Origin of the sequence: Patiriisocius marinistellae, from assembly GCF_009014635.1 — a bacterium.
Classification (GTDB): Bacteria; Bacteroidota; Bacteroidia; order Flavobacteriales; family Flavobacteriaceae; genus Patiriisocius; species Patiriisocius marinistellae.
The window spans coordinates 318710-344157 of the sequence record NZ_BKCF01000001.1 but is presented as its reverse complement, the minus strand read 5'-3'; the positions used below and the strand labels follow the sequence as shown (position 1 = coordinate 344157).

General features: G+C 33.8%; 22 protein-coding genes. 7 read left to right on the top strand and 15 right to left on the bottom strand.

Annotation, left to right across the window (positions count from 1 at the left end):
• Positions 1 to 14: 14 nt before the first annotated feature.
• The 3 genes from GB234_RS01490 to GB234_RS01480 form a co-directional block, all read right to left on the bottom strand.
• On the bottom strand, positions 15 to 728 hold the full coding sequence (locus GB234_RS01490) for a 3'-5' exonuclease (RefSeq protein ID WP_151892738.1): 714 nt from the start codon (positions 726 to 728) through the stop codon (positions 15 to 17).
• A 102-nt stretch (positions 729 to 830) separates the two neighbouring features.
• Positions 831 to 1967 (bottom strand): serine hydrolase domain-containing protein, encoded by a 1137-nt coding sequence (locus GB234_RS01485; RefSeq protein WP_151892737.1) that lies wholly within the window; start codon positions 1965 to 1967, stop codon positions 831 to 833.
• Between the two features lie 52 nt (positions 1968 to 2019).
• Entirely contained in the window at positions 2020 to 2511 is a 492-nt protein-coding gene (locus GB234_RS01480; protein ID WP_151893724.1) for a methylated-DNA--[protein]-cysteine S-methyltransferase, read from the bottom strand.
• 108 nt (positions 2512 to 2619) lie between these two features.
• Here GB234_RS01480 and GB234_RS01475 point away from each other — a divergent pair, with 108 nt between their 5' ends.
• Entirely contained in the window at positions 2620 to 4836 is a 2217-nt protein-coding gene (locus tag GB234_RS01475; protein ID WP_151892736.1) for a tetratricopeptide repeat-containing hybrid sensor histidine kinase/response regulator, read from the top strand.
• 1 nt (position 4837) lies between these two features.
• Here GB234_RS01475 and GB234_RS01470 read toward each other — a convergent pair whose 3' ends face one another.
• From GB234_RS01470 to hemB, 4 genes are all read right to left on the bottom strand, one after another.
• Positions 4838 to 5920, bottom strand: coding sequence for a CNNM domain-containing protein (locus GB234_RS01470; RefSeq protein ID WP_151892735.1), 1083 nt, complete (start codon positions 5918 to 5920; stop codon positions 4838 to 4840).
• 88 nt (positions 5921 to 6008) lie between these two features.
• Positions 6009 to 6521, bottom strand: coding sequence for a DinB family protein (locus GB234_RS01465; RefSeq protein WP_151892734.1), 513 nt, complete (start codon positions 6519 to 6521; stop codon positions 6009 to 6011).
• Between the two features lie 21 nt (positions 6522 to 6542).
• Positions 6543 to 7235 (bottom strand): TlpA family protein disulfide reductase, encoded by a 693-nt coding sequence (locus tag GB234_RS01460; RefSeq protein WP_151892733.1) that lies wholly within the window; start codon positions 7233 to 7235, stop codon positions 6543 to 6545.
• A 4-nt stretch (positions 7236 to 7239) separates the two neighbouring features.
• Positions 7240 to 8229, bottom strand: a complete 990-nt coding sequence (hemB, locus tag GB234_RS01455; RefSeq protein ID WP_151892732.1) for a porphobilinogen synthase — start codon at positions 8227 to 8229, stop codon at positions 7240 to 7242.
• Positions 8230 to 8286: 57 nt separating this feature from the next.
• On the opposite strand from hemB, the gene GB234_RS01450 reads away from it, so the two are divergent.
• Positions 8287 to 10938 carry a DEAD/DEAH box helicase family protein gene (locus tag GB234_RS01450; protein ID WP_151892731.1) on the top strand — a complete coding sequence of 884 codons (2652 nt, stop codon included), beginning with the start codon at positions 8287 to 8289 and terminating at the stop codon, positions 10936 to 10938.
• A gap of 37 nt (positions 10939 to 10975) precedes the next feature.
• On the opposite strand, the gene hemF is transcribed toward GB234_RS01450, so the two are convergent.
• The 8 genes from hemF to hemA all read right to left on the bottom strand — a co-directional run bounded on the left by hemF (position 10976) and on the right by hemA (position 17800).
• A complete protein-coding gene (gene hemF / locus GB234_RS01445) occupies positions 10976 to 11881 on the bottom strand; it encodes an oxygen-dependent coproporphyrinogen oxidase (RefSeq protein ID WP_151892730.1) in 906 nt (301 codons plus the stop codon).
• On the bottom strand, positions 11878 to 12510 hold the full coding sequence (locus tag GB234_RS01440; protein ID WP_151892729.1) for a hypothetical protein: 633 nt from the start codon (positions 12508 to 12510) through the stop codon (positions 11878 to 11880). The genes hemF and GB234_RS01440 overlap by 4 nt, the downstream gene beginning before the upstream one ends.
• 4 nt (positions 12511 to 12514) lie before the next feature.
• The gene (locus GB234_RS01435; protein WP_151892728.1) at positions 12515 to 13294 is read right to left on the bottom strand and encodes an EI24 domain-containing protein; all 780 of its coding nucleotides are present in this window, start codon (positions 13292 to 13294) and stop codon (positions 12515 to 12517) included.
• A gap of 11 nt (positions 13295 to 13305) precedes the next feature.
• Complete coding sequence (locus GB234_RS01430) at positions 13306 to 13794, bottom strand: DUF6973 domain-containing protein (RefSeq protein WP_151892727.1); 489 nt, start codon at positions 13792 to 13794, stop codon at positions 13306 to 13308.
• On the bottom strand, positions 13791 to 14828 hold the full coding sequence (hemE, locus tag GB234_RS01425) for a uroporphyrinogen decarboxylase (protein WP_151892726.1): 1038 nt from the start codon (positions 14826 to 14828) through the stop codon (positions 13791 to 13793). The genes GB234_RS01430 and hemE overlap by 4 nt, the downstream gene beginning before the upstream one ends.
• A 96-nt stretch (positions 14829 to 14924) precedes the next feature.
• Positions 14925 to 15593, bottom strand: a complete 669-nt coding sequence (locus GB234_RS01420; protein ID WP_151892725.1) for a uroporphyrinogen-III synthase — start codon at positions 15591 to 15593, stop codon at positions 14925 to 14927.
• A 1-nt stretch (position 15594) separates the two neighbouring features.
• On the bottom strand, positions 15595 to 16521 hold the full coding sequence (hemC, locus tag GB234_RS01415) for a hydroxymethylbilane synthase (protein ID WP_151892724.1): 927 nt from the start codon (positions 16519 to 16521) through the stop codon (positions 15595 to 15597).
• On the bottom strand, positions 16514 to 17800 hold the full coding sequence (gene hemA, locus GB234_RS01410) for a glutamyl-tRNA reductase (protein ID WP_151893723.1): 1287 nt from the start codon (positions 17798 to 17800) through the stop codon (positions 16514 to 16516). The genes hemC and hemA overlap by 8 nt, the downstream gene beginning before the upstream one ends.
• A gap of 205 nt (positions 17801 to 18005) precedes the next feature.
• On the opposite strand from hemA, the gene GB234_RS01405 reads away from it, so the two are divergent.
• The 5 genes from GB234_RS01405 (at position 18006) to GB234_RS01385 (ending at position 25416) form a co-directional block, all read left to right on the top strand.
• A complete protein-coding gene (locus GB234_RS01405; protein WP_151892723.1) occupies positions 18006 to 18914 on the top strand; it encodes a helix-turn-helix transcriptional regulator in 909 nt (302 codons plus the stop codon).
• A 180-nt stretch (positions 18915 to 19094) separates the two neighbouring features.
• Positions 19095 to 20138, top strand: a complete 1044-nt coding sequence (gene hemH, locus GB234_RS01400) for a ferrochelatase (protein WP_151892722.1) — start codon at positions 19095 to 19097, stop codon at positions 20136 to 20138.
• Between the two features lie 29 nt (positions 20139 to 20167).
• Positions 20168 to 21544: an MATE family efflux transporter gene (locus GB234_RS01395; protein WP_151892721.1), complete on the top strand. Its 1377-nt coding sequence runs from the start codon at positions 20168 to 20170 to the stop codon at positions 21542 to 21544.
• A gap of 33 nt (positions 21545 to 21577) precedes the next feature.
• Positions 21578 to 22261: a T9SS type A sorting domain-containing protein gene (locus tag GB234_RS01390; protein WP_151892720.1), complete on the top strand. Its 684-nt coding sequence runs from the start codon at positions 21578 to 21580 to the stop codon at positions 22259 to 22261.
• 41 nt (positions 22262 to 22302) lie between these two features.
• A complete protein-coding gene (locus GB234_RS01385) occupies positions 22303 to 25416 on the top strand; it encodes a VPS10 domain-containing protein (RefSeq protein ID WP_151892719.1) in 3114 nt (1037 codons plus the stop codon).
• The last annotated feature ends 32 nt before the right edge of the window (positions 25417 to 25448 follow it).

The following is a 25448-nucleotide window of genomic DNA, read 5'->3' as shown; positions in this document are numbered from 1 at the left end:
CCGAAGCATAAAAATTACACAGAAAGAATTTCAGTACTTGATAGCAATGTTTCATTTCTAAGCTTTAAAACTATTTGCGCCACTGTAACTGTGTCTTTTTCACAATATATAACAATGCGATCAATGTCTTTATCAACATAATATGTGTTTCGCACTTCGCTTCCATCAATATCATCTTTAGGCGAAGGGATGCCGAGTACGTGTGCCATCAATTTAAGTGAAGTAAAGGTCTTATAATCGCCAAATTTCCATAACTCTAACGTATCTAGATGTGGTACTTCCCAAGGTTTTTTGCCAAATAAATTAAGCTTAAACGGTAAGTCAATTCCATGAATAATCATGCGTCTAGCGATATACGGAAAGTCAAATTCTTTACCGTTGTGAGCGCATAGTACATGTTGCGATTTGTTAAAATGTGTGGAAAGCAGTGTTTTAAAGTCAGAAAGAATTTGATGTTCATCACCATAAAATGAAGTAGTTCTAAAATTTCGAGTTTCTCCCGTTATCTTAAAGTAACCTACTGAAATGCACACAATTTTTCCAAATTCTGCCCAGATTCCTGCACGATCGTAAAACTCCTCAGGGGTAAAATCATCTTTTCGTTGGTATTTTGTTTTCAACTCCCATAGTTGTTTTGTGGTTTCATCAAGGTTGTCAAAATGTTCAAATTGAGGTACTGTTTCAATATCCAAGAAAAGGATATGTTCAAGGTTTATTCGCTTAAGCATAGATAGTTTGTATGACGGGGAGTCTTTTTAAAACTACATAAAATTAATGAGATATCATTAGTTTGAAAATTACACTATAATTAATCATTTCTAATTTTAGGTCTAATTTGCTTCCAGCATTTTATAAACCTCTTCCACATATACATAAAAATCATCACTAAAGGGTCTGTCAGAACGAGTACCTCTTTGATGCCCTAGTCTCACAATGATGAGGTTGTCTTCTGGAATTGTTATTACATACTGTCCTAAAATTCCTCGCATTACAAAGATGTCTTTGTCCATGTGATTACTTAACCAAAAGCCATAACCATATTCTGGACTATCAGCGAAACGCGCTTTAATGGCTTTTGCTACAAATGATGAATCAAGAAGTTGTTCCCCATTAAAATTTCCGAAGTCTTTAAAAAGTTTTCCAAATCGTGCAAAATCCCTGGCGTTACTAGCAATGCAGCAGTAGGTTTTTGCTAATCTATTTTCAGCATCATCAACTTGCCATGTTGCTGCCTGTTCAAAACCCATAGGCTCGTAAAAACTTTCTTGCAAGTATTGCGCAATAGGTTTTCCAGTAGCCTTTTGAATAACCATTCCTAAAAGTTGGGTATTTCCACTTAAATATTTAAATGATTGTCCAGGAGTTTCAGTCACTTTTAATCCAAGGATAGTTTTGGCTAGATTATCATCATAATAGGAGCGGGCCGTCACGCTAAAAGGGCTTGTGTAAGATTCTTCCCAATTAAGCCCAGAGGACATGGAGGATAAATCGCCTACGGTCATTTTTTGATTTTCAAAAGATGGGTAAAAATCACGCACTGGCTGGTTTAGCGATGAAATAAAACCATCTTTTATTGCTTTTCCTAAAAGTGCCGTTGTAATACTTTTTGCCATGGAAAAGGAGTTTGTTTGTGAAGTTGCAGAATACCCGTCTGCATAATTTTCATACCAAATGCTATCGTTTTTGATAATAACAAAAGCTATAGTTCCAAGATCATTATTGATTTTAGTAAGCGCTGGAGTAGGTGATGCTGTATTATAATTATGATGTGTTTTCCACATTTGTGGTTGCGACGATGCAGAAATAGTATCGTTTTCAAAATGTTTTGCGTCGTCAATATATGCTGATGTGTGTCCTGTAAGGTACACCACTCGCACTCCTTTTAAAATATAGTCGTAATCTGTAATATAGGCCAGTGCGATCAAAAGTATTAGTGTGCCAATGAGATAACTCAATTTTTTCTTCATTTTTAGTAGACTTTAGATATTGGTTTTGTAATGGTAATACTTGTTACAAATTTTAAAATAAAGCACCTTGTGTTACAGGACTTTCGTGTTCTAGCAACCATTTTTTTCTATGAAGCCCTCCTGCGTATCCAGTTAATGACCCATCACTGCCTATTACTCTGTGGCAAGGAATTATAATAGAAATAGGATTTTTGCCATTTGCAGAGGCAGCTGCTCTAATCACTTTTGGGTCTCCAAGGTTATTAGCCATTTTTTGATATGAGCATGTTTTTCCATAAGGAATATTTGATAACTCTTCCCATACTTTTTTCTGAAATGTAGTCCCTTGAGGATTTAAGAGAATATCAAAACTATTTCGGGAACCGTTAAAATATTCTTTTAGCTGTTGCGCTGTTTTCTTTAAGACAAGGGGAATTTCCATTGTTAATATTTCCGAAGTAGTAGCACCATTTTTTTCTTCTAAAAACAATACTTTTTGTAAACCTTGGTCATCTCCAGCAATGGATAAAATACCTAATGGGGTTTGTAAGAGTAGGGTGTTCATCATACAAATATAATCTAAAATTAAGTTTAGATTAACACCCTTAGGAAACCTATTATATTTTTTCCTAAGGTATATTTTCATAAGTTTGTTACATAAATATCCTCACAAATGTATCAAAAACAAAGGCTTTTTTTGACTATTGTTATTGCACTAACTTCTTTTTTTAGTGTATCTCAAAATCAAGAAATATCAAAAGATAGCCTTGAAACTCTTCAAAGGCAATCATTTGATTTTCTATATGCAAATGATTTTACAAATGCTATAGCTTCAAGTAAATACTTAATACATATTGCAAAGAAGCAAAATGACAACTATTACACGTCTTACGGCTACTCTGGGTTAGGCTCAACGTATTTAACTTTAAGAGATACTGTAAATAGTCTTGAAAATTATATGCAAGCTCTTGAGTTTGCAAAAAAAACGGAACAGGATACATTTATTGCCGAAGTCTATAGTAATATAGGTCATATGTTTATGGATACAGGTGGTGATCTTAATATGGCAATTGAAAATTTTGAGAAAAGCCTTGAACTTAATATACGCGGTCTTCGTGAAGAAAAAGAATTACTTAAAAATTACATTAACCTTGCTTGGACAAAAATTGAGCTTAATGACCCCGATGAAGCTTTTGAGTATTTGACGAAAGCTGAAAAAATAGTCGAAAAAGACTCAACAGACATACTCAATACCATTAATTTGAATACGCTTTGGGGTAGGTATCATTATCAAAAAGGGGACTATAGTAAGGCTATTGAAGAACTTTTAAAACAAGCTCAAATTTCAGAAAATGCATCGTTACTTGATGAGGCAATTATTGCACAAAGATATCTTTCAAAGGCTTTTGAAGCTGATGATAATATGGTGGCAGCTATTGCTAGTTTAAAAAAAGAAAAAGATTTTAATGTAGCATTACAAAAGATAGCTAATGAACAGAAAGTTCGTGAGATAAGTGCAAAATTTGAGATTGAAAAATATCAAAACAATATAGAAACTGCAAAAGAAAAAGAAATATATACTGACGACCTTGATTTTAAGGTAAGAAATGAGACAACGGTGTATATTATAATTAGTAGTGTTTTATTGGCGGGATTATTAATTATTGTTTTGTTATTTCGTAATAGAAAAAACTATTTAAAAAGCTTAAACACTAAAAACAAAGAGCTTCAATTTGCTAAAGATGAAGCAGAGCGATTATCAAAATCTAAGACACAATTTTTTTCAACAATTAGTCATGAGTTGCGGACCCCATTGTATGGAGTTATAGGTTTGTCATCTATTTTGTTAGAAGATGAAAAGCTGGGAGAACATAAAGATGATTTAAAGTCATTAAAATTTTCGGCAGATTATTTATTAGCATTAATTAATGATGTTCTCATGCTGAATAAAGCAGATGCAAATGGAATTAAATTAGAAAAGACTAATTTTAGTTTAAATGTTTTACTGAAAAATATAACCTCTTCGTTTGCCTATAGGTTAGAACAGAATAAAAATGTTTTACACCTTAACATTGACGGAAATGTACCAGATAAACTAATAGGAGACTCAGTGCGTTTGTCTCAAATTTTAATGAACATCGTAGGCAATGCGGTAAAATTTAATGAAAGTGGTACCATTGACATTAAAATAGGGGTGAAGCAGATAAAAAAAGATGGAACCTATAGCATTATTTTTTCTATAATTGATGATGGAATAGGAATTCCAAAAGAAAAACAAGAAACTATTTTTGAAGAGTTTACTCAAGTTGAAAATAAAAATTATAATTATCAAGGAACTGGGCTTGGCTTACCAATTGTAAAAAAATTATTAGCATTACATAATAGTGACATACATTTAGAAAGTGAAGAGGGGAAGGGTTCAAAATTTACTTTTACTATTGATTATAAACCAGCAAATCTTAATGAAGTTGAAGCTGAATTTGAAGAAGAAAATGTGCCTCTTAATACATTTGAAAACGTTCGGATTTTAATTGTTGATGACAATAAAATTAATCAAAAGGTAACTCAGAAAATATTAGAATCACGCCATTTTAAATGCACTTTGGCAGATGACGGAGCGCAAGCTATTGATAAGGTTAAGAACAATCATTTCAACCTCGTTTTAATGGATGTTCATATGCCTAATGTAGATGGTGTTGAGGCAACAACGGCAATAAGAGTTTTTAACAAACAAATTCCTATAATAGCTCTTACGGCTGTTGAGGTTGATGAAATGAGAAAAAAGATTATGGATTCTGGTATGAATGATATAATCCTTAAACCCTACGATGTATCACAATTTTTAACAACAATTTTGAAACACTTAAGCACAAGCGCTCAAGATATTTAAACTATTCTTCTTCTTTTTGTAGATGAATACCCATACGTTTAGCTCGTCTTTCCCAATTTTTTCTAGCTTGAGCTTGCATATCTTCTATGGCATCACTCTCATCCATAATCTCTAAGCCTAACAGGGTTTCAATAATATCTTCCATTGTAACAACGCCAATTGTATTGCCAAAATCATCTACAACGAGTGCTATATGCATACGTTGTTGAATAAAAGTATCAAACATTTCTGGAATAGGCTTGTCATCTGCAACAACTGTAATCTCACGTTTAATGTCACCAAGTGTTTTGTTTCCTCGCTCCTCAATTATTTCTTCTAATATTTGATCTTTTAAAACAAAACCCGAAATATTATGACTTTTATCTTTATAAACGGGAATTCTAGAGAAGCGTAAATTTTTATGAGTTTCATGAAAATCTTCTAATGAAAGTGCTTCACTTGCTGTCTCAACTACTGGAAATGGTGTCATAATATCTTTAGCCAAAATAGATTTAAAGACTAGTAAATTTCTAATTACAGCACTTTCATTTTCTTCAAAAACACCTTCCTGCTCAGCAGCGTCGGTAATGGCAATAAACTCCTCACGACTCATGGTGCTTACGTGTGCAGATTTTCCTATTAACTTTGTTGTCAAGTTTAGCAACCATAAGATTCCTGTATATTTTAGTGGAAATATTATGAGTTTAAGGGCTGTTGCAGTAAAAGGCCCTAAACTTTTCCAGTATGTAGCTCCTATGGTTTTAGGAATGATTTCAGAAACTATTAAAATTAAAATTGTCATAATTGCCGAAACAATCCCTACAATATTAACACCCATTACATCTACCTTATAAGGCAAGCTTTCTGCTTGTACACCTACAAGTATTGCTCCCACGGTATGTGCAACAGTATTAATCGTTAAAATAGCAATAAGAGGAGCATCTATGTTTTTCTTTAAATGTGCTAATGTTTTTGCATATCCTTTGCCCTCCGCAGTTTTCATTTTAATAAATGTGGGCGTAAAACTTAATAATGCGGCCTCTAAAATGGAACACAAAAAAGAAAAGAAAATAGAAAGAACTGCGTAAAGGATAAGTAGCGTCATGCTTAAAATTTTTAGGCAAGTTACTAGAAATGCACAAAATCTAGTATTAAAGAAAAATTAAAAAGGGAATAATTTACTTTTTAAATAATTACCACCCTACAAAAGCTGGTGGTTCCACGTTTTTTAAATTAAGATATACGAGTAATTGTCCTCTATGGTGTGTGACGTGATCTTGTAATAAGTTGAGAATTTGAATCTTGCTTTTAGGGCCCGAAAAAAAATTTACCGTTTCGGTTAAAGTATTATCTGGGGTATTTTCTATGATTAACTTAGCATTGTTAAAAGCCTTATTGATTACTATGATAGTTTCGGCTTTTGTTTTTGGGAGTTCACTTTTTATTCTTTCAAAACCTGTTTCAGTAAAATAGGAGTTACTTAGCCAGTCCATATTTCCTGTTATGTGAATAAGCTGTTCTTTGAAAGTCATTTGACGATCTGTAGGCCTGTAGTCATAATTTTCTTGGGGCATTGCTTCGGCAATAGCGATGAGATAATCTTTGCTATTCTCCCATTTTTCGAGCCATGCACCTTTTACAGTTTTTTGCTGTGCTACCATGTGTCCCGAAATACTAATCAATAGCACAAATAGTAGTTGTTTCATATTTCCGAAGTTATAAAAAATTTAAAGCGCTGCCTCAATCGCCGCTTCTATTTGTTTCCCAATACCCTTTATTCCTCCCGAAATATATTCCTGTACAGTACCATCTTTTTTAACAATTACGTTTGTGGGATAAGACCCGCGAGATACTTTTTGACTAAAACCACCTTGTTGTGGCACAATGGGGTATTTTAAATCATAATTTTTTAAAAACTTTTCAATTTTAGGCGCTCTCTCAAAAGTAATCGCAGCAAATACAATCTCTTTGTTATTCTTGTATTTTTCATAGACCTCATTGAGTTCTGGAAGTTCTTGAATACAAGGAGGGCAAGAGGTAAACCAGAAATTGAAAACAACAACTTTGCCCTTCGTGTTTTCAGTACTTATTACATTTTCATTGCTATCAAATAAATAAAACGGTGGCAGTGTTCCCCCGGTAAATTCTTCTATGCGGCTAGCAACTTTAGCATTGTTGTTAAGTTGATTTTTTGTGAGTTGTACAATTTGAATATATGCAGCTCCATTTGCATCTTTTTTAGGCTCAATACTGTATTCTTTACTATCCATCAAAATCACAAAATCATCGATAGAAATTTGTGTTCCATCAATATCCTTTATTATAGTTTTATCTGTTATTTGTATGGCGTTTTCCTCCTGCGGAAATGCGGCAGTCATTACACAAATTGTATAAATTATAGTAAGTAATAGGGTTTTCATATTTTTAAGAAATTAGTTTGACAACATCTTTTGCAAAATAGCTTGCAATCATGGTCGCTCCTGCACGTTTTATACTCAAAATTTGTTCCATCATTACCTCATCATGATTTAACCACCCTTTTTCTGCTGCGGCTTTTAACATAGCGTATTCACCGCTTACTTGGTATACCGCAACAGGTACGTCCACAACATTACGAATATCACGAACAATGTCTAGATAACAAAGTCCAGGTTTTACCATGACAATATCTGCTCCTTCTTCGATATCCATCAATGTTTCTTTGATAGCTTCTTCCCGGTTTGCAGAATCCATTTGGTACGTTTTTTTATCCTTTGGCACATCTTGCGCATCAACTGGAGCACTATCAAGCGCATCTCTAAAAGGCCCATAAAATGCAGATGCATATTTTGCACTATAACTCATAATACCTGTGTTATAAAATGCGTTTTCTTCAAGTAAAGTACGCATTTGAAAAATACGGCCATCCATCATGTCGCTTGGTGCAACAATATCTGCTCCTGCTTGCGCGTGGCTTAGAGCCATTTGGCTTAAAATATTATTAGTAGCATCATTTACTATCATTCCATTAGCAACTACTCCATCATGACCAAAGCTTGAATATGGATCCATCGCTACATCTGTCATGACAACCATCTCTGGACAAGCATTTTTCACAGTTTTTATTGCACGTTGCATTAACCCATCTGTGTTTAATGCTTCTGTTCCTTTATTATCTTTAAGGCTTTCAGGAACTTTTACAAAGAGTAAAACACTTTTTAAACCCAGTGACCACAGTTTTTTAATTTCGGTAGTTAAGAGGTCTAAACTATAACGATAATAATTGGGCATTGAAGCTATTTCTTCCTTAACGCCTTTTCCTTCCACTATAAAAAGTGGCACGATAAAATCGTTTGGAGAAATGATAGTTTCTCTTACAAGACTTCTCATAGCCTCAGTTGTTCTTAATCTTCTGTTTCTTCTTAATGGGTACATATAAATGAGTATTTTTAGCTCAACAAATTTACCAATATTAATCGAGCCTCAATTATCTTGAACACGCTATCAAAATCTTTTAATTTCAAGTACTCATGGCGAAATTATCAAGAAAGATTTTTAAAAGATTTTGTCTCACATATTGAAGATGATCATTTACATATAGTTGCTCCTCCAGGTTCAGGGAAAACCGTATTGGGGTTAGAAATGCTAGGGCGTGTTAATAAAAAGGCTTTGGTGTTATCACCTACATTAACAATTAGAAATCAATGGAAAGAAAGAATGGAAGAGTGTTTTTTAGAACACCCTAAAAGCGATCTTTCATCCTTTGATATAAAAAACACATCAATACTAACTTTTACAACATATCAATCATTACATTCTTTTTTTAGAATTGATTGTAATAATGATAAAGATAAATTATTACTGTTTTTTCAAGAAGCTGGTATTGAAACTATTTTACTAGATGAAGCACATCATTTAAAAAATGAATGGTGGAAGCCATTATACTGTATAAAGAATTTACCCAATTGTACTGTTATTTCATTAACTGCAACGCCTCCTTACGATAGTGAATCTAAAGAAATAAAAAAGTATTTTGATCTTTGCGGCCCTATTGATATGGAAATAGGTGTGCCAGAATTAGTTCGTGAGAAAAACTTATGCCCCCATCAAGATTTTGTTCATTTTTCAAAACCTAAACAAAAAGAAATAGAGGCCATACTTAAGTATCGTGGGCAATTAATGGATTTCATTAATAGCCTTTCTAAAAATCAGGCTTTTATTACATTTATAAAAAGCCACCCCTATTATAATGATACAGAAAAATTTGAAGAAGCTATATATTCAAATACATCATTCTACTCAGCCATACTTATTTTTTTAAATGATGTTGGTGTTCAAATTTCAGAAGAAAAAATAAATGTTTTAGGAATTGATTCAAAAAAAATTGAATTCCCTTCATTTAGTTATGAGTGGGTTACAGCGTTATTGCAACCACTTATATTTGATAATAGAGAACGCTATCTTGACGATGAGGAAATATTATTAAGTATAGAAAAGCAGCTTAGAAAAATAGGTGGCTTACAAAAAAATAAAATCAACCTTATAGGAGAAAGCAAATTATACAAATCATTATCTCAAAGTTCTACGAAGCTTTCTAGTATTGTTGATATTTTAAAAATTGAATCTAATAGTTTGAAAGATGATTTACGAATGGTAATTCTTTCAGATTACATACGAAAGGAGTTTTTAAATTTTGAAAATGATAAACCTACTTCTGAAATTAACACATTAGGTGTACTACCTATTTTCCAATTCATTAGGCGAAAAATTGAAGAAGACAATATTTTCACTATAGAAGATAGATATTTAGGAGTGCTTACAGGGTCATTGATTGTAGTACATCAATCACTCATTGCAACTTTAAAAACTAAAATAAAGCCAGATTTTTTTAAGTACAAATATGTAGGTGGTGGCTTTGTTTTAATAACGCCCACCATTCAAGGAAAAAAAACAATTGTTGCAGTTATTACTTCTTTATTTGAAAATGGAAACATCAAAGTATTAATTGGAACAAAATCCTTATTAGGAGAAGGATGGGATGCTCCTGCAATTAATACTTTAATATTAGCATCTTTTGTGGGCTCGTTTGTAATGTCTAATCAAATGAGAGGTCGCGCAATTAGAGTAAATCCTCAAAACCCTCAAAAATCTGCTAATATCTGGCATCTTGTTTGTTTAGACCCAACAGTAAGTGATGGTGGTGCTGATTTGAAGATTTTAAAACGCCGCTTTGAAGCTTTTTGTGGTGTTTCACTTACAGGAGACTTTTATATAGAAAATGGTGCAGAACGATTGGATATTTTAAACCATCTAGACGATATTAAGTCACTAAATAATAGAATGGAGTCTGTTGCACTAAAACGTGATGAAACAAAAACAAGGTGGGATTTAGCTATAGGGGGAGGGTATCAACTCGTTAGAGAGTTGAAGCTAGATTTTCAAGATGAAGTACCATATCAAAAACAGAAAATAGTTTATTTTAATGATGCACTTAAATACACTATCATTGAGTTAATTACAGTAGTAACAATTACCCTTCCTGAATTATTATTGAAAAATATAAATGTCTTATTTTCAAGAGGAGTATTATATTTTATATACGCAATATTGGCTGCAATATTTATGTTGTTTTTTCCAAAAATGATTAAGGCTGTACATTTATATTTAAAATATGGTAGGCGAGATAAGCAGCTTATTAAAATTACTGAAATTCTAAAAAACACTCTTATTGATGAACAGATTATTGAAACACCGGCTTCTGAAATTAGCGTCCAAATTGATCAACATAGTAATGGTGTAATCTCTTGTTATTTGATGGGAGCTACTGCTAAAGAAAGCATTCAGTTTATTGATTATCTTCAAGAAATAATTAATCCGGTAGTATCTCCAAGGTATTTAATTTCACAATCAATTTGGTTTAGAAAGCAACTAGGATTTTCGAATTACTATACGGTTCCAGGTGTCTTTAGTGAACATAAAGATAAGGCATCTTTGTTTTTTAACAATTGGAAAAAAACGTATAGTAAAGCAAATTTACTTTATACAAGAAATACAAAAGGAAGAAAAACATTGTTAAAAGCGCGTTTTCAATCTTATCAACCTGGAGATAAAATAAAATCTAAAAAAGCGATGCTGTGGAGGTAGTTTAATAAATTATATAATTTAAAAAAAATAAACTGTATTACTGTATCCAGTCTTTAGGGTTCTGTAGTACTTTAATTAAGTTTTCTTCTTGGCTGTCAGTGTCTGGTTCATGATTGTAAACCCATTGTACTTTAGGAGGTAAACTCATTAAAATGCTTTCAATTCTTCCATTTGTTTTCAGTCCAAAGAGGGTTCCTTTATCATGTACGAGATTAAACTCAACATAACGGCCGCGTCTTATTTCTTGCCAGTCTTTTTGTTCTTTAGTAAAGGATAAATTTTTCCTTTTTTCGGCAATTGGTGCATAGGCATCAAGAAAGCTATTTCCTACTTCGGTTACAAAATTATACCAGTCTTGCATCTCCATTTCTTCAGTAGCTTTGCAATAATCAAAGAATAACCCACCTATTCCTCTTCCTTCATTACGATGATTATTATAAAAGTACTCATCACAACGTTTTTTGTATTTGGGATAAAAATCAACATTGTGTTTATCGCAAGCAGTTTTACATGTTTGATGAAAATGACGAGCGTCTTCTTCAAATAGATAATACGGAGTTAAATCTTGACCACCTCCAAACCATTGGTCAACAATATTACCATCTGTATCATACATTTCAAAATAGCGCCAATTTGCGTGCACTGTAGGAACCATGGGATTATTAGGGTGTAATACTAAACTTAGTCCGCAAGCAAAAAAATCTGCGTCTTTTACACCAAAATATTGCTGCATAGTCTCTGGTAGTTTTCCGTGAACTTCACTGATATTTACGCCTCCTTTTTCAAAAACGGCACCGTTTTCAATTACACGCGTACGTCCACCACCACCTTCTGGTCGCATCCATATATCTTCTTGAAATGTTGCCTTCCCATCAATTTCTTCAATTTTTGAAGTTATTGTTTTTTGAAGTGAACGTATATATTTTACAAATTTTTCTTTCATGATTTTTTAATTTCTAGGACATTATTGCCCTCGTAATTTAAGAGCTTAAATTCAATAATGGCAAGGATGCAATAATATAAAACTCCAAAGCATAAGGCAGATTGTGGAATGTCTAATAAAATTCCTCCGGTGTCAATATTTTCAAAATAGTTTGATTGTGATAGGAAAGATGGGGATAATCCTAAATGTGGGATTTTTTCAGCATTAAAAGCAATTATCATCATTAAAAAAAAATACACCATAACTGCAATTACAGAAGTTAGAATATTTCTTGATTTAATTTTCTGTGGAACATCTGCAAAAGCAAAGCGCATTCGGTTAAAAACTGCAACTAAATATGTTATTACAACAATGTGCCAGTCATCAATCATTGAAGCAAAAGCCCAAGCAAATAGACCGTATATAGGAAAGAATATAAATAATGAAATTTTTTTTGGGAAAACGGCCATAAAAACACCACTATGTACCATGATAAATTCAAAGCCCACAAGTGTAGCCATGGTTATAATTTGTGACACTTGATCTTCTTGAGGTGAATACCATAATTGAAAAAAACGTACAGCAATTATGAGGTTTATTAAAACCCCAGCGTATAGAAATTGCTTGTCATATTTTTCAATGATATTCATCGCATCAATGGCTTAATATTTCCGAAGTTAAATTTTTACTTTCTAGCTTTCCAGATTCATGAATCAATCTTACAGTCTCTGTTGTAGATGCAGTTACTGAGAGCGGTAATACTATTAATATACCTATGACTGGGATAAATAACATTGCCATAAATATAATTCCGTTTCCAATAGCTACACCTCGATTTGACTTTACAAAATTGATGCTTTCTCTATATTTAAAATGGCGTTCAAGGGTATAGTCCATATTCCCAAATCCAGCATAATATGCTTGAATTATGAAAACTAAAACAGTTGTAACTAGATTTAATATTGGTATAAAGCTAAGCAGTAATAATGGCACTGTTAATATTAATTCAAGTACAAGATTTCGCACATTTATACGAATTCCTCTAATTAATTGAGCCGTGTTTGTTGTTTCTCTATGTGTATGTTTTTGTCCTAAGAGGTGATGCTCAATTTTTTCTGAAACGGGACTCATAAATGGAGCGCTAAAAGCCATGATAATATGTTTGTATAATATTAAGCCAATAGCAATAACAATAGCTCCACCAAGAAATTCACTAATGGTTGTAAAAGTTTCTTTCCCCCAATCCCAAAACCAAATTTTTGCAATAAACCCGCCTATATTATCACTTAAACCCCAAGCAGAAAAACCAATAAGTAGTGCGGTTATAAACGAAATTAAAATAGGTACGCCAAAATACTTCCAAAGCCCTAATTGACTAATAAGTTTGAAAGTGCCTAAGTAGGCTTTTATGCCTTTTGCAATATTTTTTACCATCTTATATTAAATCAATCTTCAATGTACACAAGTTCATTTCGGTATTTTGCCATGTCTGCAATAGTATTCGCTTTTTGAGAACTTTGAGTTTTGAAGGCTAAAAAGGAAAGGATTTCTTCTTCATTTTTTTCTAAAAGATTTAAAAACAGAATTCTTCCCACGGAATTGTTATGCAAATCCATGGCTTTATCCATTTTTTCATTTTGAGTAACCTTTTCATAAAGATCACCCACTTTTTGAGCCCAAAAAACACTTTTTTGCTTGTTTTTAGTAACTTTTAAGGCGTTTTTGCAAATTAAAATATTCCACAAAGCATGTCTAAAAGCGTTGGCTTGATTACTTTTATGGTGTGATTTGTCAAAACGCTCATCACATAATTGCATTGTTTTTTTAGTTGCTCTCAATGTAGGCAAAATCAAAAATGGATGTGACAAAAAAAGGAGGGATAACTTAAAAAGTTGTCCAATACTTAATTGTGTAACTCGTTTCCAGATATTCAAGATTCTACTTTATATTCTTTTACTGCTTCAATAAAAGCACCTGCATTTTCAATAGGAATATTTGGTAAAATACCATGACCCAAATTTACAATGTATTTATCTTTCCCAAATTCATTAATCATTTGGTGTACCATTTCTTTTATTTTGGCTGGAGGACTAAAAAGCCTTGTTGGGTCAAAATTACCTTGTAATGTAATATTTCCGCCGGTCAACTTACGAGCATCTTGAGGTGAGCATGTCCAGTCAACACCTAAAGCAGCAGCACCACTTTTTGACATTTCATCTAGTGCAAACCAACATCCTTTACCAAAAGCAATCACAGGAGCTTCATCTTTTAAAGCATCAATAATTTGCTGAATATATTGCCATGAAAATTCTTGATAATCCACAGGAGATAACATACCTCCCCAACTATCAAAAACTTGTAAGGCATTTACTCCAGCTTTTACTTTTTCTTTTAAATAAGCGATGGTAGTATCTGTAATTCTTTGAAGTAAAGTATGTGCAGCAACGGGTTGTGTAAAGCAAAACTCCTTTGCTTTGTCAAAGTTTTTTGAACCTTGCCCTTGCACGCAATAGCATAAAATAGTCCACGGACTTCCAGCAAACCCAATTAATGGAATGTCATCATTCAGTTTTTCTTTTGTCATTTTAATTGCGTCCATCACATAACCTAGTGTATCATGAATATCTGGAACAATCACGCTGTCTAAATCTTTTTGTGACCGAATAGGGTTAGGTAACCAAGGTCCTATTCCTGGTTTCATTTCTACATGAATATTCATCGCTTGTGGAATTACAAGAATATCACAAAATAAAATCGCCGCATCCATGCCATAACGACGAATGGGTTGTACAGTAATTTCGCTAGCTAACTCTGGCGTTTGACAACGTGTAAAGAAATCATATTTAGCTTTAATCTCCATAAATTCGGGAAGGTAACGCCCCGCTTGCCTCATCATCCACACGGGTGGACGGTCTACTGTTTCTCCTTTTAAAGCTCTAAGAAATAGGTCGTTTTTTATTGTATTCATTCGTTTTAATTACTGTTAATTTATTCGAGCGCAGTCGAGAATTGTATTTATTCACTTTAGTTAAATAACCTCTCGACTGCACTCGAGGAGACCTGTTTATAATAAAGTTTTAACTGCTTTTGCAATCACACTTTCAACAGATGTATTATTTGCAATAACAACATTTTTAAAATGTTTAGCTGCTTCGGTCGCCGTTGTATTACCTATGCAAATTGCGCTTGTTTCTTTAAAAATGATGATGTTTTCTGCAATATAACTTTGAACACCGCTTGGACTAAAAAATAATATACCGTCCCAATTTTGCTCAAATTTTTTCGGGAACAGGACTGTTTTATATGTTTTTACTTCGGAAATTTCAATTCCATAATTTTTTAGAATATTTGGTAATTCATCTCTTCGTTGCGCTCCACAGAAATAATAAAATGATTCGTTTTCGTGGTTTTCAACTATAAATTTACCCAAATCAGCTCCATATTCGCCTACTTTAGTTACATTAAAACCGTTTTTTTGTAAAAGTGACTTTGTCTTTTCGCCTATACAAAACACATTTTTAATTTTAGTTTTTTTGTTTTTGATTGAACAGTTTTCAAAAAACGATTTTACTCCATTTTGACTCGTGAAAATAGCATTTTCAATAATGCTAGGTGTATCAAAATCTAAAGTCTCAATATTAATAGCGTTATAATCCACAATACTAAAGCCGGCACCTAAGAGTAAATCTCTTTGATTGAGTTTTAGTTTTTTTGTGGATAAAATTGATTTCATTTTATTTCAAAGCATTCTTTATTTTTAACATCAATTCTTTCCCGCCATTTTCTAAAAGCTCTTTTGCTACTGAAATTCCTAGGTTTTCTTGAGTTGTATTTAAATAATTGTCCACTTTTATTGAACGGGCAATCTCTAATTTTTGAGTGCCATCAAGGGAGAATAAACAACCTTTAAATTGTATACTATCATCTATAATTTCGGCCAATGCTCCTATGGGCGCTGTACAGCCACCTTCAAGTGTTTTTAAAAACAATCTTTCAATGGTTGTGCAAATTTCCGAAGTGCTATCATTAAGTTTTGAGGTTGCTTCTTTATTAAAAGCATCGTTTTCTAATGCAACGATTACCATTGCACCTTGTGCTGGTGCAGGAATCATCCAGTCCAGTGTTTCATGGTTTTCTGGCAATACATTAATGCGTTTTAAGCCCGCTTTTGCAAAAACGGCACCTTCCCAATTGTTATCTGTTAGTTTTTGTAATCTTGTATTCACATTGCCTCGTAAGTCTACGACAGAATGATGTGGGTAACGATGTAGCCATTGCGCTTTTCTTCGTAAACTTCCTGTTGCAACTATGCATGGTTGTGAGTAATCAATTTTTTCTTTTTTAACAAGTATATCCTCAGAAGTGGCTCTAGGTAAAACAGCGGTTTGAACAATGCCTTTAGGTAATGCCGTGGGAACATCTTTCATGCTATGGACAGCAATATCCACCGTTCCATTTAACATAGCAATGTCTAGTGTTTTTGTGAAAATTCCTGTAATTCCCAACTCGTATAGTGGTTTGTCTAATATTAAATCTCCTGTTGATTTAACTGCAACAAGTTCGGTTTTGTAACCTAGGTTTTCTAATTGAGATTTAACGGTGTTTGCTTGCCATAGCGCTAATTCGCTATCGCGAGTGCCAATACGAATTATTTTATCCATTAACTTCATCGTTTAATTGAAATACCTTATTAATAAGGTCGATGCTTTCCTGTGTATTACCATTTGCACCTTTTAAGTGATTAGCAAATTGGGTGGTGATTTTTTGGATAATACGATTGCTAATAATTTCGGCTTGGTCTTCATTAAAGCCTGAAATTTTGCGTCGCTGGTTATCAATTTCACCAATTTTAATTTCAGAAAGCTTACTTTTTAATGCTTTAATTGTAGGAGCAAAGCTTCGGTTTTTTGCCCAAAGATTAAACTCTGTAGCCACTTCGCTTATAATATTTTTAGCTAAAGGAATTTGGGATTGTCTGTGCTCAAGTGTTGCATCTGTTACTTTTGAAAGTTCATCTAGATGAATAAGGGTTACATGTTCATTATCTTTAACACACTCTGACACGTTTTTTGGTATTGATAAATCTAGAATTAGTAATGGTTTTTTAAGATATAACAGCTCTTTTGTAATGGTAGGTTGTTGAGCTCCTGTTGCAACGATAAGTACATCAGTAGTTGCAATTTCACTTTGAATATTTGCGTAGTCTTTTACAACGAGATTAAACTTTCCAGCAATTTCTTCGGCTTTTACTTTAGTTCTGTTTATTAAAGTAATGTGTTCGTTTTTTGTGTGTTTTATTAAATTTTCACACGTATTTCTTCCAATTTTACCAATCCCAAAAAGTAAGATGTTTTTTTCATTTACATAAGGCACGCGTGCCATTATATATTGCACAGCGGCAAAACTAACAGATGTTGCTCCCGTTGAAATCTCTGTTTCGTTCTTAATACGTTTGCTTGCTTGAATAACCGCATTTCCAAGGCGTTCCATATATGCGTTGAGCAATCCAGCTTTTTTAGAACGACGAAGTCCATTGCGTAGCTGGCTAATAATTTCAAAGTCACCAAGTATTTGACTGTCGAGCCCAGTCCCTACCTTGAACAAATGGCTTACAGCATCCTTTCCTTGATAAATGTAGGCTACTTTTTCAAACTCCTCAACGGTACCATGTGTATGTTCACATAATAGCTTAATGAGTTGTGATGCATTTTCAGCAAACCCATATAACTCTGTACGGTTGCAAGTAGAAATTAATGAAAGTGATTGAATGTTATTTGATGCAGCAGAGGATAATATCGCTTTTTGAGTATTTTCTGAAATACTAAAATGTCCACGAATTTCGGCATCAGCTTTTTTATAATTTAAGCCAATGGCAAAAAAATGTGCTTTCGCTGCCGAAGTATTTGTAATTTTTGAAATGCTAATAGCGTTGTTTTTCATATCAATTTCTCGCAAAGTGGAGAAGCTCATCTAGTAACAACGCAAAACTACTATCAATAAAGCGCAAAAAATAACGCCAGCGGTATGATTAGTGTCGGTTAACGTTTTAAATTGTAAAATATTTATGTAATATGCTGTAAAGTCAATAAATATGTATCTTTGAATATGTTTGCTAAAATTCTTATTTATAACAATTCTAAATAAAATGGATTCAAAAAAACACCACATTTCCGAAGAAAGTATCGCTCAAGGTATTTATAAAGAAACAGTTATTGAAGATGGTTTTTTTATATTAAAATTTCAAAATGAAACCGATGATAATCAATTATTTACAAGAGAAGTGAGTGATGATTATATACAGTTTCATTTTTGCGCCAAAGGTGCAGGTTCTTTTAGTTTTAATAATGGCTCTTATCGATTGCCTATCCAAGAGGATACGTCATTATTGCTGTATAACCCACAACGGGAATTGCCTATAGAAGTATCTGTAGCGGCACATTCTTGGGTGATTTCGGTATTACTTCCCATTAAAAAATTTCACTCCCTTTTTTCAACAGAGGCTAATTATATTACTTTTTTAAGTGATGAAAATAAGGATCGTAAATACTATAAAGACGCTCGCATTTCGCCATCGATGTCAATTGTGTTGAATCAGCTTATTAATTTCAACTTACATTCATCAATTAAACCACTTTATTTTAAAGGAAAAGCTTACGAGTTATTAAGTTTATATTTTAATCGTGCTGAGAATGTGGACGTAGAGCAATGTCCCTTTTTAGTTGATGAAGATAACGTAGCAAAAATAAAAAAAGCGAAGCAAATTATAATTGCAAGAATGGCTGAGCCACCTACATTACAAGAACTTGCTGACGAGATACAACTTTCATTAAATAAATTAAAAGAAGGCTTTAAGCAAATTTATGGTGACCCAGTTTTTACATTTCTGTTTGATTATAAAATGGAAGTAGCGCGGCAATTATTGGTTTCTGGCTCACATAATGTAAATGAAGTAGGTTTAAAAGTTGGGTATAGCACGAGCAGTCATTTTATTGCGGCGTTCAAGAAAAAATTTGGTACAACGCCAAAGAAATTTGTGATGGGGTTGTCTAAATAAACTAAACAAGTTGTTATCCTAATATTAGGTTAATCTATTACCCCGTATTTAAGAAATCATTTTTAAGCATTATTTTTGTAATTATATAACGCTTCATGTGTCGGTTCGAGCGCAGTCGATAACTTTTTATTAGACACATTATAATTTCTCGACTGCGCTCGAGAAGACTTAATTAAAACAATGAGTAAAGGAGTTCTTTTAGTAAATCTAGGTTCGCCAGATAGTACAGACCCTAAGGATGTTAAAAAATATCTGGGAGAGTTTTTAATGGATGAGCGTGTGATCGATGTTCCATTATGGGCTAGGACATTATTAGTTAAAGGTATTATTTTAAATACACGCCCTAAGCAATCTGCAAAGGCGTATGCTAAGATATGGTGGGATGAAGGTTCGCCATTAATTGTGTTGAGCGAAAGGCTACAGAAAAAAGTTCAGGAAAAATCAAACATACCCGTAGCACTTGCAATGCGTTATGGAAGTATGACATTAAAAAAGGGATTGCAGGAACTAGTTGACAAAGGAGTTACAGAGGTAAAAACACTGCCGCTGTATCCACAATTTGCAATGGCAACCACCGAGACCATTGATGTAAAAGTGGACGAACTTGTTGCAGCACACTTTCCGCAGTTAAAAATAACACGTACACCAGCATTTTATCATCGTAAAGACTACATAAAAGTACTAGCCGAAAGTATAGGCGAGAAACTAAAGGGTCTTGATTATGACCATTTATTATTTAGTTATCATGGAGTTCCCGAGCGTCATATACGCAAAAGTGATATCACTAACGGAAATTGTAAAATGAACGGCAAGTGTTGCTTTAAAAAAGGCAGTGAACAACATGAATTTTGTTATCGTCATCAATGTGAAATAACAACGGTGAATGTTGCGAAGTATTTAGGATTAAAAAATGGAACATATTCAACGTCATTTCAGTCACGATTAGGGTTTGACCCATGGCTACAACCCTATACAGACAGGACTATAGAGCGTATGGGAAAAGCAGGGGTAAAAAAAATGGCGATTGCTACACCAGCATTTGTTAGCGATTGTTTAGAAACTCTTGAAGAAATTGCAATGGAAGGAGAAGAAATTTTCCACGAGGTTGGCGGAAAAGAGTTTACGACAATCCCATGTCTAAATGATAGAGATGAATTTGCACAATTAATTGCTAATTGGATTGAGGAATGGCAAGTTGTAAATATTGATACTGCGATAGCTTAAAAGCCATATCAAGAAAGAATAAAAATACATTGAATAAAAAATCATCCACCTTAGGGATAGACTCTATTAGCAGCTTGTTGATAAAACAGGCTGTTCCTGCATCTATAGGAATTTTAGTAATGTCCCTCAACATGATTGTCGATACAATTTTTGTTGGAAGGTGGATTGGTCCTTTAGCTATTTCGGCAATCACTGTTGTATTACCAGTTACATTTTTTATCGCCGCCATTGGGCTTGCGGTAGGAATAGGTGGAAGTTCTGTTTTATCAAGAGCATTAGGTGCTGGCAACGATAAAAAAGCGTTACAGGTCTTCGGAAATCAGGTAACCTTAACACTTCTTGCTTCGGGATTATTAGCTAGTGTCGGACTCATTTTTCAAGATACTCTTATTGAATTTTTTGGTGCTGCCGAAAGTTTTAAAGAATTAGCACTTACCTATTATCGCATTGTTATGTATGGTATTGTCATGCTCGCAATGTGCATGATGGGAAATAATGTGATAAGAGCAGAAGGAAAACCAAAGTTTGCCATGTATGCCATGATGTTGCCAGCAATTGGCAACATAGCCATGGATTATTTATTAATAAATGTACTTGATTATGGAATGGAAGGTGCAGCTTGGGCTACATTTATTAGTTATGCTATTTGTTTTGCGTTTATATTGTGGTTTTTCCTTTTTAAAAGTGAACTGCGATTAAAAGCCGAAAGCTTTAAACTTAAGAAAAAAATCGTATCAGAAATCAGCGGTCTCAGTTTTGTAACTCTTGCAAGACAAGGAGTTATTGCGGTTTTAACCATTTTGTTAAATAATGTTTTAATCAATGTGGGGGACGCTATTGATGTTGCAAGTTATGGTATTATAAGCAGGGTTTTAATGTTTGCTTTATTTCCAGTTATTGGAGTCAACCAGGGGTTTATGCCTATTGCTGGGTATAATTTTGGGGCAGATAAATTTCAGCGAGTTAGAGAAGCTATAAATACTTCAATAATCTATTCAGGGATATTGGCGCTAGGTATTTTTATACTCATTATGATTTTTGCCGAACCATTTGTTTCAATCTTTATAAGTGATAAAGCTGGACAAGATGCAGGATCATTAGCAGATAGTGCAGAATTGTTAAAACGAACTCCTAACGCACTACGTTGGGTTTTTGCAGCAACGCCGGTAATTGTAATTCAATTAATAGGAGGTTCCTATTTTCAAGCCATTGGTAAAGTAATACCTGCTTTGTTATTAAGTTTGACAAAACAAGGTTTCTTTTTAATTCCGTTGATATTAATTCTTCCTAACTATTATGGTGTATTTGGTGTTTGGATTTCCTTCCCCATTGCAGATGTGCTTTCTACCATTGTTACGGGGTATTACTTAAATAGGGCGGTAAAAAAGGATTTGATTAGTAGTTGATTTTCAGTATATTTAGGTAAGAAAATTTACGCTATGAAAAAAACACTACTATTTTTAATAATTTGTATGAGTACTTCGCAAATTATAAGTGCTCAAAACGCTGAGCTATTTCAAACATGGTACTTATATTCAATCACGGCAGAATTTGGAGACACAAATTATTATTATGGAAATGATGTTGCTCAAATGAGCATTCATGAAGATTTTTCATTCAATGCTACAGATAATTGTTGGGAGTTGATGGGTAATTTTGAATTCATCTCTACAAACGGTGAGGAAGAATTTGGACTTAAAAACCTTAACTATGAAAAAGCTTGTGTTTTAGGAGGCAATTCTGGTTACAATCTAGAATTAATATATGAATATGAGAATGACCTTACATGCTATATATATGAGGGAAATACAAATTCAGATTTATTTATTAATCTTGATTTTTTTCTTACATATCATTTTAAAAATGAAACTACTTTAAATATGCCAGAAAGCAACCTTCAAAATATTACAATCTTTCCAAACCCTACTTCTCAAATTTTAAACATTGGCAATCTTTCTGCACCCATTGAGAATGCGTATTTATATGCTATGAACGGTACTTTAGTAAAATCTTTCAGCAATTTTTCTAATCAACTTACTATTTCCGAAGTCAATACCGGTGTCTACTTCCTTGTTATCGAGCAAGGTGGCGCAACGACTGTTAAAAGGATTGTGAAACAATAGCAATTTATGTAACTTCACTTCATAACCAATTGCTATTTTTTATGAAAAAGTATACTACATTATTTGTGGTCTTGCTTACGTTTTTCTTCGGAAATGTAACCAACGACACACATGCTCAAAATTATGATGAATCTCTTTACAACGCCTTGGAGTATCGCCTTATTGGACCTTTTAGAGGTGGTCGAAGTGCTGCTGTAACGGGTGTTCCAGGAAAACCTAATTTGTTTTATTTTGGTGCCACAGGTGGTGGTATTTGGGAAACCAAAGACGGCGGCCGTAGTTGGAAAAATATTTCAGATGGTTTTTTTGGTGGGTCTATAGGCGCTATTGAAGTAGCAAAGAGCGACCCCAATGTATTATATGTGGGAGGTGGAGAGAAAACTGTGAGAGGTAATGTTTCCTCTGGCTACGGTATGTGGAAATCTGAAAATGCTGGTAAAACATGGACACAAGCGGGTTTAAAAGACAGTCGTCATGTACCTAGAATTCAAGTACACCCTACAGACTATAATACTGTGTATGCTGCTGTAATGGGTAATATTTATAAGCCTACTCAAGAAAGAGGTGTTTATAAAAGTACAGATGGAGGAAAATCTTGGCGTCGCACATTATTCGCAAATGAAAATGCAGGTGCGGTTGATTTAATTATGGATCCTAATAATCCAAGAATTTTATATGCATCTACTTGGAATATACGTCGTACACCATATAGTTTAAGCAGTGGTGGCGATGGTTCTGCATTATGGAAAAGTGTAGATAGTGGTGAAACTTGGAAAGAGATTTCAACGCACAAAGGCTTTGCAAAAGGAACATTAGGCATTATAGGTGTTACGGTTTCTCCAGCAAACAGCGAACGTGTTTGGGCAATTGTTGAAAACAAGGATGAGGGAGGAGTTTATCGTAGTGATGATGGTGGCGAAACGTGGACTAAGATTAATGACGAGCGTAAATTGAGACAACGCGCCTGGTATTATACACGTATCTATGCTGACCCAAAAGATGAAGATATAATGTATGTTTTAAATGTGCGTTACCATAAAAGTACCGATGGCGGAAAAAGTTATGAGACTTACAATGCACCACACGGTGACCATCATGATTTATGGATAGCTCCAGAAAATCCAGAGCGTATGATTATAGGTGATGATGGAGGAGCACAAGTGAGCTATGATGGAGGAGAAACTTGGAGTACATATCATAATCAACCTACAGCACAGTTTTATAGGGTAACTACGGATAATGCTTCTCCATATCGTATTTATGCAGCACAACAGGATAATTCAACTATTAGAATATCACATAGAAATGAAGGTCGCAGTATAGGTGAAGGTGACTGGGAAAGTACTGCTGGTGGAGAAAGCGCTCACATTGCAGTGGACCCGCTAAATAATGAAATTGTTTATGGAGGAAGTTATGACGGGTTTTTAACACGTTATAATCATGAAAAAAACACGGTAAGAAGTGTTAGTGTTTGGCCAGATAACCCAATGGGTCATGGTGCTGAGGATATGAAATATAGATTTCAGTGGAATTTTCCTATTTTCTTTTCTCCACACAACCCTAAAAAAATATATACGGTTTCAAACCATTTGCACGCTTCAACAAATGAAGGAGAGAGTTGGGAGTTGTTAAGTCCAGATCTAACAAGAGATGTAGCTGAGAAGCAAAAATCATCTGGAGGTCCTATTACGCAAGACAATACGAGTGTAGAATATTACTGTACCATTTTTGCCGCTGCAGAAAGTCCGTTGAAAGAAGGGGTTTTGTGGACAGGAAGTGATGATGGATTAATACATGTATCGCAAGATGGCGGGAATAATTGGAGTAATGTTACGCCAAAAGGAATGCCAGAATGGATGATGATAAATAGTGTTGAACCATCAGTATTTGATGCGGGAACTTGCTATGTAGCTGGAACAAAATATAAGACAGGGGATTTTGCACCTTATTTGTATAAAACAACAGACTATGGTAAAAGTTGGAAAAAAATTACAAATGGAATTGCTCCTGAACATTTTACAAGAGTAGTTAGAGAAGATCCAAAACAAAGAGGATTATTATATGCAGGTACTGAGACGGGAGTGTACATATCTTTTGATGATGGAAATAACTGGAACCCCTTTCAATTAAATTTACCTATTGTTCCAATTACAGATCTGGCAGTGAAAGATGGTAATTTAATTGTTGCAACACAGGGGAGAAGCCTTTGGATTTTAGATGATATGAGTGTTATACATCAACTTCAAAGTGCTAAAGGAAAGGATAATTATTTGTTTAAACCAAAAGATACCTATAGAATGGGTGGAGGCTCAAGAGCAGGTTCTTTAACTGATGGAACTAATCATCCTAGTGGTGTAATTACATATTTTAATTTGAAAGATATTTCAGAAAAAAAGGTGAAACTCTCTTATTTAAATATGCGCGGAGATACTATACAGGCATTTAGTACAAAGCCTCCAAAAGAGAGCGATATTGAAAAACTAGAGGTTAAAGAAGGCGCTAATTATCACACGTGGAATATGCGTGGTAAAGGCGCAGAAAGATTGAAAGGTATGATTCTATGGTGGGCAAGTACTGAGGCGCCTCAAGCAGTGCCAGGACAGTATAAAATAGCTTTAGAGGTTGAAGGAGCGCAAGCTTTAACTCAAAATTTCAACATTATTCCAGATAAAAATGCAGAGACTGATGTGGCAGGGATGCAACGGCAGTTTGATTTTATTACTGATGTAAATGCGACTGTTGATAAGGCACACAAGTCTATTAAAAAAATAAGAAATATTAATGACCAGTTAAAATCCTTTAAAACTCAATATGGGGATAATGAGAAATTAAAAGACCTAGTTGAAAAAGCAGATACATTAAGCAGTCAGTTTTCAGAAATCGAGAAGGCATTGTATCAAACTCAAAATAAGAGTGGTCAAGATCCATTGAATTTTCCTATCAAGTTGACTAATAAATTAGCACATTTAACGAGTTTAGTTGGGATGGATGATTTTCCGCCAACAACGCAAGATGTGGCAGTAAAAAATGAATTAACAGGATTAATTAATGTAGAATTAGTAAAATTTGAAAAGCTTATTTCTGAAGAAATAAAAGCGTTTAACAATGAGTTTAATGCTCGTAAATTAGAATATCTTTTTATTGAGGAAAAATAATATTCTAAATTCATTTTATTGAAACCTCTCAT

Coding starts and splice junctions, on each gene's coding strand:
- GB234_RS01405 (WP_151892723.1), top strand. CDS start 18,006: ATGGATTCAAAAAAACACCACATTTCCGAAGAAAGTATCGCTCAAGGT.
- GB234_RS01420 (WP_151892725.1), bottom strand. CDS start 15,593: ATGAAATCAATTTTATCCACAAAAAAACTAAAACTCAATCAAAGAGAT.
- hemB (WP_151892732.1), bottom strand. CDS start 8,229: ATGTACCCATTAAGAAGAAACAGAAGATTAAGAACAACTGAGGCTATG.
- GB234_RS01470 (WP_151892735.1), bottom strand. CDS start 5,920: ATGACGCTACTTATCCTTTACGCAGTTCTTTCTATTTTCTTTTCTTTT.
- GB234_RS01490 (WP_151892738.1), bottom strand. CDS start 728: ATGCTTAAGCGAATAAACCTTGAACATATCCTTTTCTTGGATATTGAA.
- hemC (WP_151892724.1), bottom strand. CDS start 16,521: ATGGATAAAATAATTCGTATTGGCACTCGCGATAGCGAATTAGCGCTA.
- hemF (WP_151892730.1), bottom strand. CDS start 11,881: ATGAAAGAAAAATTTGTAAAATATATACGTTCACTTCAAAAAACAATA.
- GB234_RS01435 (WP_151892728.1), bottom strand. CDS start 13,294: ATGGTAAAAAATATTGCAAAAGGCATAAAAGCCTACTTAGGCACTTTC.
- GB234_RS01480 (WP_151893724.1), bottom strand. CDS start 2,511: ATGAACACCCTACTCTTACAAACCCCATTAGGTATTTTATCCATTGCT.
- GB234_RS01465 (WP_151892734.1), bottom strand. CDS start 6,521: ATGAAACAACTACTATTTGTGCTATTGATTAGTATTTCGGGACACATG.
- GB234_RS01475 (WP_151892736.1), top strand. CDS start 2,620: ATGTATCAAAAACAAAGGCTTTTTTTGACTATTGTTATTGCACTAACT.
- hemE (WP_151892726.1), bottom strand. CDS start 14,828: ATGAATACAATAAAAAACGACCTATTTCTTAGAGCTTTAAAAGGAGAA.
- hemA (WP_151893723.1), bottom strand. CDS start 17,800: ATGAAAAACAACGCTATTAGCATTTCAAAAATTACAAATACTTCGGCA.
- GB234_RS01385 (WP_151892719.1), top strand. CDS start 22,303: ATGAAAAAGTATACTACATTATTTGTGGTCTTGCTTACGTTTTTCTTC.
- hemH (WP_151892722.1), top strand. CDS start 19,095: ATGAGTAAAGGAGTTCTTTTAGTAAATCTAGGTTCGCCAGATAGTACA.
- GB234_RS01485 (WP_151892737.1), bottom strand. CDS start 1,967: ATGAAGAAAAAATTGAGTTATCTCATTGGCACACTAATACTTTTGATC.
- GB234_RS01460 (WP_151892733.1), bottom strand. CDS start 7,235: ATGAAAACCCTATTACTTACTATAATTTATACAATTTGTGTAATGACT.
- GB234_RS01390 (WP_151892720.1), top strand. CDS start 21,578: ATGAAAAAAACACTACTATTTTTAATAATTTGTATGAGTACTTCGCAA.
- GB234_RS01440 (WP_151892729.1), bottom strand. CDS start 12,510: ATGAATATCATTGAAAAATATGACAAGCAATTTCTATACGCTGGGGTT.